The sequence below is a fragment of the Methylocystis suflitae genome (assembly GCF_024448135.1).
GTDB lineage: Bacteria > Pseudomonadota > Alphaproteobacteria > Rhizobiales > Beijerinckiaceae > Methylocystis > Methylocystis suflitae.
The window spans coordinates 1-6,599 of sequence record NZ_JAMRYX010000069.1; the positions used below are offsets into that span (position 1 = coordinate 1).

Genomic DNA, 6,599 nt, shown 5'->3' on the forward strand with positions numbered 1-6,599 from the left:
CCGCGAGCCATTGGCCCGCGAAGGCGCCGACGACGATGATCAGCAAGCAGATCCAGAGCACATTTACCCCCAGCGCCTGGAACTTCGGCTCGTAGCCGGAAATCGCCGGCGCCATGTAGAGCCCAGTGCCCAGCCAAGCGGTGGCGATCCACAGGACGGCCAATTGCGTGTGCCAGGTGCGGGTGATCGAATAGGGGAGGATCTCCGCCATCGGGTAGCCGTAAAACAGCTGCCCCTCGACCTGGTAATGGGCGCTTATGGCGCCGAAGAGGATCTGGACGAGAAACAAGGCAAGGAGCACCCAAAAATATTTGGCGGTCGCGCGCATGGACGGCGTGACCATCACGTTGCGCATCGGATCCCGCGCGGGCACATCGCACGTCTCGGCGCCGCGCGCATGACTGACGGCGCGGTGCCAGCCGAGCAGGCCAATGCCGGCAAGCAGGAATACCACGCTGAACGCAGACCAGATGAAGGTGGTCGCAGGCGGGCGGTTGTCGACCAGCGGTTCGCTCGGCCAGTTGTTGGTGTAGCTGACGCGGCTTCCCGGCCGCTCCGTGGTCGCGGCCCAAGCGGTCCACCAGAAGAAGGCGCCTAGCGCCCGCCGATGCTCGGCGTCGGCGACAGTGCCGTTCTTCATTGCGTAGTTCTCGCGAAGCTCCGCGCTGCGCGGATCGTCGCCGAACAGGCTCTCATAGTGGCTCGAGACGAGGTCGATCGCCTGAGCCCGCTCCTCAGAAACAGTGATTGCCCCAGTCTTCGGATCGAACGTGTTTCGCCTCATCATCGGGCGCAGCCGTCCGCGAAGCGAACTCTGCTGCCCCTCGTTGAGATCAGCGTATCGGCCGGCGCCGAACTCGCGGCGCGCCCACACATCCAGGATGGCGACGAGTTCTCGGTGCTGCCAGTCGGCGGTCCAGTCCGGCGCGACGTAGCCGCCATGTCCCCAGACCGAGCCGAGTTGCATGCCGCCGATCGATTGCCATACCTGCCGGCCCCGCTGGATGTCGGCGAGGGTGTAGACCGTGCGGCCGCCTTCGGTAACGACGCGCGCCGGCAATGGCGGCGCCTTGACGCTGATTTCTCGGCCAATGAGCAAAAGCACGGCAAAGGAAAGCGCCAACAGGGCGATGAGAGAAATCCAGAGTTTACGCGCGCTTTCCACGACGTCCTCCTCGAATTCAACAGCAAAAAACGCCAGGCGCGGCGCGTCTAAAACGAGTCGCCGCTACCTTCCAACATGCGGTCTCGGCTCCGGTTACGTCATTTAGGGGGCTTCGCGGAATCGCCAATACAGGACAAGGCGCTTCGTGCATGACGCGCTCGGTTGTGCCTCCCGATGATCGAATCCAAAGCGCTATCGTGACCATCGGTCTGCATAACGATCAAGTCAGCGCGCATTTCTCCTGCACAAGCAACTATCGTCTCAACGAGCTCACCGTCACGGATTTGGGAGTTTGAAGCCGCAACCTTTTTTGAGAACTCCGGTAGGCGCCAATGGGCGAAAGCGACGCTCCCGAAGACGACGAGGCTTTTCGGCGCAGAGAAGAAGGCTGCCGGCGCGAGGAAGCAATCCGGAGCCTGTTGAAGCGGTACGACGAGAAAAGACTGTCGATCGGCGCCGTCGATGAAATCACGCAGGAATTGGGCGTCAGCCGATCAACGATGTATCGTTTGATCGCAGCCTATCGAGCCAAGGGCACGGTGTCATCGGTCGAACCGCGCGCGCTGGGGCGACGAAAAGATACGCTCGTGTTGGACGCCAAGCGAGAGAAGCTCATCGCTGCGACGATCCACGAGATTTATCCGGCAGTTGAGAACCAGCACCGCCAAGCGACGCGTGCATTCATTGTTTCGCCAAGGATGCCTGCTCTACGAACTCATCCCCAACATGCCCGACGTAAGGCTCAAGCCACTCATCGAGAGATATCAGCAATTGCTACGCGAAAATCGCGCGTTTTCCGATGCTTTCGGGATCATCTGAAAAATGAGGGGAACGCTGAGGACTCACGCATCAATCAAGACTTTCGGGTTAATAATAACTATCTGATTCTGAAGGTATAAGTTTGTGTAAAAGTTAGGTGCAAAAGTTATTGTGATAGCGATGCCTGCCGCTATTCATCGATCACCTCAATCGAATTGAGCTCGCACCAGGTCCTCAGAGCTCTTTCCACTGCTTTTTCCTCGAACGCATACCATCGATCGAGCGCGCCTCTTCGTTCCAACAGTTCCTTGAATCTGGCGTAAGCGCCCTTTTTGCGGAAAAACCGTCGGACGCCGTCAAAGTCATCGGCTAGGAATTCGCGAGCGAAGTCCAACGCGAGAGGCTTGCCGAGATCGAGCTCTCGTTTGTCCGGTATTTGGAGGAACTTGTCGCTGTCGCCAATGTCGTCTGGCAATTGGTCCAGGTCGTCGTAGAGCTCGGAATGGTAATAAATCTTGCTCGTCTGCTTGCACAAAAAGGCTTCATGTTCGTCTCCGCCGCCAGCGGACACGAATTCGAAGGCGTCCTGGATGTCTCTAAAGCTGACGCGCAAGACTTCCTCTCGCATGGGCGTCCAGAATAACATCCATCAGGATCGCATCGATTCGATCTTATAGCCAAGCTCGTCCTATCTTTGATAACGGCCTTTATCTTATAATTGATAAGAGGCCACACTCCGCATGCCAGACGAACATGACAAACGCTTCCTCGATGACTGGCGGGCGGCGTTCGTCCAGTTGCAGCAGCGCGGCAGCAGACTGACGCAGCTCAAGGACGAGGGTGTCGACAAAACCGACCAAACCGTCGTGGATGCTGAAGGTGACTACGCCAGGCTCCTTGCAGAGCTCGAGCAGCTCTGGAAGGCGTATTACGCGAAGCAGGCGCAAGGATGAGTCAGAAACCAGATGCGCTGCGCCGCTGTGCCGCCGTAGGATCTCTCATGCCCCTCCTGCCGAAATTCACCGTCGTCGTTTGGATCAAGAAGACCGCCGCCCTGCGCGATGAGCTGATCGGACTCGTCGCCGATGAGCCTGTTGAGTCGACCGAATATGAGGAGATGGTGGATTATCATTGGGGCTTCGACAGGTTTTAATGAAGCCGAGAGCGTCGCCGCGGCCCTGGCCGTTCTTGGCGCGCACCCCGATCTCGTGCTGTTGCGCCTGTCGAGCTACGACGCCGAGGAGCCGTCGATCACATTCAAGGACGCCCGCAATGTCCGAAACTGAGCCGCGCGCGCTACAGCCGATCGACACGCGTCCGGCGCTGGCTTTTTTCCGCGTTCACGCCCTTGTGCACAGGGCTGGTGAGCGGGCGCAGATGCGTTTTTGGGAGTTCTTCGTTTCCAACATTCGCAACGCCCACACGCGCCGCGCCTATGGCCGCGCGATTGGTGAGTTCCTGGCTTGGTGCGAGCGGCAGGGCGTCGCGTCGATCGTCGAGGTGGGGCCGCTGCATGTCGGCGCTTATGTCGAAGCCCTCACCCGCAGCCGCAGCGCCCCGACCGCCAAGCAGCGCCTGGCGGCGATCCGCATGCTGTTCGATTGGCTTGTGACTGGCCAGATTGTCCCGACCAACCCCGCGGCGAGCGTGCGCGGTCCCAGGCATGTCGTCAAAGTCGGCAAGACGCCGGTGCTTGATCCGCAGGAGGCGCGACTGTTGCTCGACGGCATCGACCTGACCACGCCGGCCGGCTTGCGCGATCGCGCCTTGATCGCGCTGATGGTCTATTCCTTCGCGCGCATCGGCGCGGCGCTCGCCATGAAGGTCGAAGACGTTTACGTGCAGAACCGCCGCCTATGGGTGCGGCTGCACGAGAAGGGCGGCAACCGCCATAACATGCCCTGCCACCACAATCTTGAGGCTCACCTTCACGCCTATCTCAACGGCTGCGGCCTCACTGACGATTCCAAGGGGCCGCTGTTCCGCACGATCGGGCGCGGCACGGGCCAGCTCACCGAAGCGCCCCTGCCCCAGGCCAACGCCTATGCAATGATCCGCCGGCGCGCCCTGGCGGCCGGAATCGCCACCAAGATCGGCAATCACAGTTTCCGCGCCACGGGCATCACCGCATATCTGAAGAATGGCGGCACGCTCGAAAAAGCCGCCGCCATGGCCAACCACGCTTCGACGCGCACCACCCAGCTCTATGATCGCCGGCGTGACGAGATGAGCCTCGATGAAATCGAACGCGTGGTGATTTGATCCACGCTGACGACATCGACCCATCGGTCGCTCGAACATTTTCAATGTCCCATCGACAAATGCGAGCTTCGAAACAGCGCCGAGACGAATCTTATGACGAACCCGATGAGCCCGGAGCCGCCGTAAAACCCGCTCTTGTTGAGCTGCACAAAGACAAAGGCCGGTTTATCGGAAGGGTTCGTCATTTCGCACAGGAAGAATCCTTCGCGGGCGCGGATCGATTCGAAGAGAACCCGGGCGGCGCGAAAAAAATCGGCGATCCGGTCTTTCAGCGCACGCGTCGCTATATCATCGTCGGCGCATGAGCGGGATGCGTCGACATGTTTGCGATCGGCGACATTCACAACGCGGTCTTCGGGATGACATTTGCTCGTCGGCCGCAGCGTGGAGGCGATATTCGCCGTCGCCGCGATAACATTGCCAAGAGCGAAGTCCCTACTCTCGCCCGGCGCCAACCGCTCGCACCAGACCCTTGTCCGTCCGGAGAGGCACAGGATCGCCGATGCGCCGAATTCACGGGGGAAGCGCGCGACATAGACATAGAGGGCCCGCGCCCAGCTCATGACCGAGGCGTCGCAGGGGATCGACTGGATCACCACATTGGCGGACGAACAGAGATAGGCAGGCTGAAGGAACAGCAGCGGCGGCGCGCCGTCTCTGGCGAGCTCAGCCAAATCGATTTTCTCGACGACATTGCCCTCGCCCGCGGTCAGCAGAATGTCGCGCTGTTCGCCTTGCGTCGTAATTCGGTTGAGCAGGACATCGCCGCCGCCGCAAAGCATGTGAAGAAAGATACTCAATTCGCGCATCACCCGCGATTGTCGCGGCGGCGGATGCGGATTTTGACGCGGAAGCGTTTTCGTTCCAGGCCATCGGCAAACGGATCGGCCCGGCCGGTCGAAGATCGAGGCGTTCGGCGCGAGCGTGACGACAAGGCCCTCGCGCCCGTCCAACAGACGGAAATTGCTTTCGCCCTCCAGCAGGATGGGGCGCGTCGGATTGAAGAACGGATTGCGCATGAGCGAGCGCAAGCCGGCGTCGAAGAAAAATGTCGGAGACATATACATGCGCACGCGTCCTCACAGTTCGCGACCCGTGGGACATCGCGAAGCGATGGCCCAAGTCGAGGGAGGAACTCCCAAGGAGGGCTACCAGCAAGGGCATTCTCGCTGCGATGCAGCTAGAATATTGTTGCGATGCACAATTTACAACCGCGCTTATCGATAAACAGCGAAACAGGACCTGAGCGCCCTGCATCTTCGAACGTGATCCGGCGCGCAACGCCGCCCGGCTCTCACTCGAAAATTGTAGCCAGCTTCGCCAGCGCCTCGTCCATGATCGACGCCGGCACGCTCTCCAGCTTGCGGGCGTGGCGTGAGCCGAGATCGAGGGCGCGCGGCTGGTCACACCGGACGACGCCCGTCGTGCGCATCCCCGTCCCCATGAGCGACACCGCGAAGCCGGCCGTGCGGGCGAAGTCCCCGCCACTGGTGATCGGCAGCACCACGGGAGTTTTAGTCAGACGGTTGAAGGCGGCCGGCGATACGACCAGGACGGGGCGCGTGCCTTGTTGTTCATGCCCGGAGGTGGGGTCGAGCGACACCAGATAAATATCGCCGCGCTCCATATTATAGCAGCTCACGGCCGACCGGCTTCGCATCGACCCAGACGCGGTCTTCAACGGACAGCTCGGCCGAGGCGTCACATTGGGCCAGCAGCTCGTCCAGGCTGTAGCGCGGTCGCTGTTGCGGTTCTATCACCAGGCGGCCGCCATCGACAGTTACGCCAACCGTGGCGCCGGGACGCAGGTGCAGGAGATCAAGGATGGCGGGTGGTACGGCCAACATGACCGACCCGCCGACTTTGCGGAGATTGGTAATGTACATGGGTGCCTTCTTCCTTAGATTATATAAAAATATAACTCATGCGGCCATGCGTCGCAAGACCATTGTCAACGCAATGGCTCTCGACGGCTGCGGCCTCGCCAGTGACGTGAAGGGGCCGCTGTTCCGCACAATCGGGCGCGGCACGAACAAGTTAACTCTGGCGCCCCTGCCCCAAGCGAACGCCTACGCCATGATCCGACGCCGCACCGATGCGGCCGAGATCAAGACCAACAATCACTCTCTCCGCGCCACGGGCATCACCGCCTATCATAAAAATGGCGGCACGCTCGAAGGCCGCGAGCATAGCGAACCACGCCTCGACGCGCACGACGCAGCTCTATGACCGGCGTCGCGATGAGATCAGCCTCGACGAGGTGGAGAGGGTGGCGATTTGATCTTGCGATGCGCCGAATTTCCGGATATCCGACCTATCTTTCGATGCGCTCAACACATTGAATTATAACGGTTAATAGCCGTCGTCGAAAGTCTTAACTTTTGCATACGCGTAACAGCCATGATCACGGGCA

Annotated in this window: 10 protein-coding genes; 5 read left to right on the forward strand and 5 right to left on the reverse strand. The window is 60.4% G+C overall.

The features are described from left to right. On the reverse strand, window positions 1-1,060 hold a 1,060-nt coding region (locus NEI07_RS05435), incomplete at its 3' end, for a cbb3-type cytochrome c oxidase subunit I (RefSeq protein ID WP_256033225.1). A gap of 437 nt (window positions 1,061-1,497) precedes the next feature. Here NEI07_RS05435 and NEI07_RS05440 point away from each other — a divergent pair. Beyond that, window positions 1,498-2,064: a hypothetical protein gene (locus tag NEI07_RS05440; protein ID WP_256033226.1), complete on the forward strand. Its 567-nt coding sequence runs from the start codon at window positions 1,498-1,500 to the stop codon at window positions 2,062-2,064. Window positions 2,065-2,114: 50 nt separating this feature from the next. Here NEI07_RS05440 and NEI07_RS05445 read toward each other — a convergent pair whose 3' ends face one another. Next, window positions 2,115-2,552: a hypothetical protein gene (locus NEI07_RS05445; protein ID WP_256033227.1), complete on the reverse strand. Its 438-nt coding sequence runs from the start codon at window positions 2,550-2,552 to the stop codon at window positions 2,115-2,117. 112 nt (window positions 2,553-2,664) lie between these two features. Here NEI07_RS05445 and NEI07_RS05450 point away from each other — a divergent pair, with 112 nt between their 5' ends. The 3 genes from NEI07_RS05450 to NEI07_RS05460 all read left to right on the forward strand — a co-directional run bounded on the left by NEI07_RS05450 (window position 2,665) and on the right by NEI07_RS05460 (window position 4,186). After that, complete coding sequence (locus NEI07_RS05450; protein WP_256033228.1) at window positions 2,665-2,877, forward strand: hypothetical protein; 213 nt, start codon at window positions 2,665-2,667, stop codon at window positions 2,875-2,877. Between the two features lie 47 nt (window positions 2,878-2,924). After that, the gene (locus tag NEI07_RS05455) at window positions 2,925-3,077 is read left to right on the forward strand and encodes a hypothetical protein (protein WP_256033229.1); all 153 of its coding nucleotides are present in this window, start codon (window positions 2,925-2,927) and stop codon (window positions 3,075-3,077) included. Window positions 3,078-3,196: 119 nt separating this feature from the next. Then, window positions 3,197-4,186, forward strand: coding sequence for a tyrosine-type recombinase/integrase (locus NEI07_RS05460; protein ID WP_256033230.1), 990 nt, complete (start codon window positions 3,197-3,199; stop codon window positions 4,184-4,186). 41 nt (window positions 4,187-4,227) lie between these two features. On the opposite strand, the gene NEI07_RS05465 is transcribed toward NEI07_RS05460, so the two are convergent. The 3 genes from NEI07_RS05465 to NEI07_RS05475 all read right to left on the reverse strand — a co-directional run bounded on the left by NEI07_RS05465 (window position 4,228) and on the right by NEI07_RS05475 (window position 6,072). Then, window positions 4,228-5,247, reverse strand: a complete 1,020-nt coding sequence (locus tag NEI07_RS05465) for a hypothetical protein (RefSeq protein ID WP_256033231.1) — start codon at window positions 5,245-5,247, stop codon at window positions 4,228-4,230. A gap of 233 nt (window positions 5,248-5,480) precedes the next feature. Then, window positions 5,481-5,813: a type II toxin-antitoxin system PemK/MazF family toxin gene (locus NEI07_RS05470; protein ID WP_256033233.1), complete on the reverse strand. Its 333-nt coding sequence runs from the start codon at window positions 5,811-5,813 to the stop codon at window positions 5,481-5,483. 1 nt (window position 5,814) lies between these two features. Next, on the reverse strand, window positions 5,815-6,072 hold the full coding sequence (locus NEI07_RS05475; protein WP_256033234.1) for an AbrB/MazE/SpoVT family DNA-binding domain-containing protein: 258 nt from the start codon (window positions 6,070-6,072) through the stop codon (window positions 5,815-5,817). Between NEI07_RS05475 and NEI07_RS05480 the strand changes: the two genes are divergently transcribed. Further along, a complete protein-coding gene (locus NEI07_RS05480) occupies window positions 6,065-6,415 on the forward strand; it encodes a site-specific integrase (RefSeq protein ID WP_256033235.1) in 351 nt (116 codons plus the stop codon). The two genes, NEI07_RS05475 and NEI07_RS05480, sit on opposite strands and share 8 nt — an antisense overlap. The last annotated feature ends 184 nt before the right edge of the window (window positions 6,416-6,599 follow it).